A 2,502-nucleotide genomic window follows, 5' to 3' on the forward strand; every position below is an offset into this window, starting at 1 on the left:
CTCTCTAGCGCCGATGGTAGTTGGGACCTTGTCCCTGTGAGAGTAGGACGTCGCCAAGCAAGCTTAAGACGAGTCAGAATGACTCGTCTTTTTTGTGTTTTATAACTTCTTTTCAAAGCTAAATATTTTGAAGTGCTGCTCATTTTTTAAAAGATTTTTGAGTACGTAGCTATATAAGTTTTATTCAATTTCTTTCGTGATTTTTGACAGGTAATTTAAGATTTTCTATTTTATTTCTTAAAGATAGAATTCATTGGTATGTTAAAATAGTACAGTTGTTTTTGATGTACTTTAATATAAGAAGATTTAAGTTAGAAAAGGAGATAATATGAAAAAGATAAGTATAATTACTATAGTAGTCTTAGTCCTGCTAGTAATCGTGTATATGTTAGTTGGAAATTATTTTTATAACTATGCATTAAATGCGAAACAAGAAAAGGAATTTTTGCAAGATAATCCTCATTTAGTGGAAACGGTAAATGCGTCGGGAGATGTATTGGCTGCAAATGAAGAAAAGAATGCAAACTTCGTATCGAAGTATAAACCTAACACATTAACTATACGTTCTTTCGATAAATTAAATTTAAAAGGTTATGAATATATGAATGAACCATCTAGTCATAAATGGGCAATTGTAGTTCATGGATATAGTGGTAGAGCATCAGAAATGACGAAATATGTTCGTAACTTTTATGAACAAGGCTATAATGTCATAGCACCAGACCTTCGTGGGCACGGAAATAGTGAAGGGGATTATGTTGGTATGGGCTGGCATGATCGTAAAGATGTGTTAATTTGGATTCAACAAATCTTAAAGAAAGCCCCTAATGCTGAAATAGCTCTATTTGGTGTTTCAATGGGCGGGGCAACTGTAATGATGACTTCAGGAGAAGATTTACCTTCTAATGTTAAAGTTATTATTGAAGATTGTGGATACTCAACTGTTATGGATGAATTTACTTATCAACTAAAAGATTTATTCCACTTACCGAAGTTTCCTGTTATGAATGCGGCAAATACGGTTACTAAATTAAGAGCTGGGTATGATTTAGAAGAGGCCTCAGCTGTAAAACAAGTAGCGAAAAGTAAAACACCTATGCTGTTCATTCATGGGGATGCTGATACATTCGTTCCTTTTGAAATGTTAGATGAAGTATATAATGCTGCAAAAGTAGAAAAAGAGAAATTAATTGTTCCAGGTGCTGGACATGGGGAAGCGGAGAAAGTAGATTCGAATAAATATTGGAATACTGTATGGAAGTTCGTAGGGAAGTATATTCCGGCATAATTAAAGTTGTTGCATTTATATAGACGATAATCGGAGGGATAATAGTTAATCCTTTTGATTATCGTTTTTTTGTTAATTAGGTATTCTGCTATAAGTGTATTTTTGTATGTACTATATGAAGGAGGTAGAGCAAAAACTTTTGAATTCCTTAATCTCAGTGCTACAATGATTGAAAATTAAAAGTTAATGAGGTGTTTCTATGAAAATTGAAGTTTGGTCAGATTTTGTATGCCCATTTTGCTATATTGGGAAACGTAGATTAGAGATAGCTTTAGAGCAATTTCCGCATAAGAAGGATGTTGAAGTTGAGTTTAAAAGTTTTGAATTAGACCAAAATGCTCCAATCTATTCTGGGACAAGTATTAATGAAGTACTTGCATCAAAGTATGGAATTAGTATTGAAGAAGCTAAGCGTAATAACGTACAGCTAGGAAATCATGCAGCTAGTATGGGTTTAAGTTTTAATTTTGATGAGATGAAGCCGACGAACACGTTTGATGCGCATCGTCTTGCGAAGTTTGCAAAGGATCAAGGAAAAGAAAAAGAGATTACGGAAAATCTACTTTTCGCATACTTCACTGAATCGAGAAATTTAAGTGATGTGGATACACTTGCTACTATCGCTGAAGTTTCAGGTTTAGATAAGCAAGAGGCTTTAAATGTTATTAATGATAAAAATGCGTATGCAAATGATGTTAGAATTGATGAAGCGATTGCTCAGCAATATCAAATTTCGGGAGTACCTTATTTTATTATTAATCAAAAGTATGCTATTTCAGGTGCACAACCACTTGAAACTTTTGTTGGTGCACTTCAGCAAGTGTGGGAAGAAGAGAATCCTGCACCTAAGTTACAAGAACTTTCTTCAGAGGGTGGAAGCGATCTTTCTTGTACTGATGGAAGTTGTTCGGCGCCATCGAAAGAGCAATAGTTTTTATAGTAGAGTAGTACCCCATAGATAGTTCTGTGGGGTGCTTGTATATAACTATAGAAGAAATACATAAGTGAAATCTATAAAATATAAAGTTTTTAAAAAAACGTATTGACGATTATACTTTAGAGGTGTAATATAGAACAAGTCGCCGATGACATTAACATCGCAAGCGACAAACGAAATGAAAAACTTAGTTGACATTGAAAGATGAAAATGTTAACATAAGGAAGTCGCAAATGAGCGGCTAAGTAGTTCTTTGAAAACTGAACGAAACAAACAA

The 2,502-nt window shown here is 33.9% G+C and carries 2 protein-coding genes; both read left to right on the plus strand.

What is annotated here, in order from left to right:
* Positions 1–328 precede the first annotated feature (328 nt).
* Entirely contained in the window at positions 329–1,288 is a 960-nt protein-coding gene (locus ACK1U5_RS27570) for an alpha/beta hydrolase (protein ID WP_069604804.1), read from the plus strand.
* A 199-nt stretch (positions 1,289–1,487) separates the two neighbouring features.
* Positions 1,488–2,219, plus strand: a complete 732-nt coding sequence (locus tag ACK1U5_RS27575) for a DsbA family oxidoreductase (RefSeq protein WP_000687915.1) — start codon at positions 1,488–1,490, stop codon at positions 2,217–2,219.
* The last annotated feature ends 283 nt before the right edge of the window (positions 2,220–2,502 follow it).

It is taken from the genome of Bacillus sp. XB1 (assembly GCF_053557995.1).

Coding starts and splice junctions, on each gene's coding strand:
- ACK1U5_RS27570 (WP_069604804.1), top strand. CDS start 329: ATGAAAAAGATAAGTATAATTACTATAGTAGTCTTAGTCCTGCTAGTA.
- ACK1U5_RS27575 (WP_000687915.1), top strand. CDS start 1,488: ATGAAAATTGAAGTTTGGTCAGATTTTGTATGCCCATTTTGCTATATT.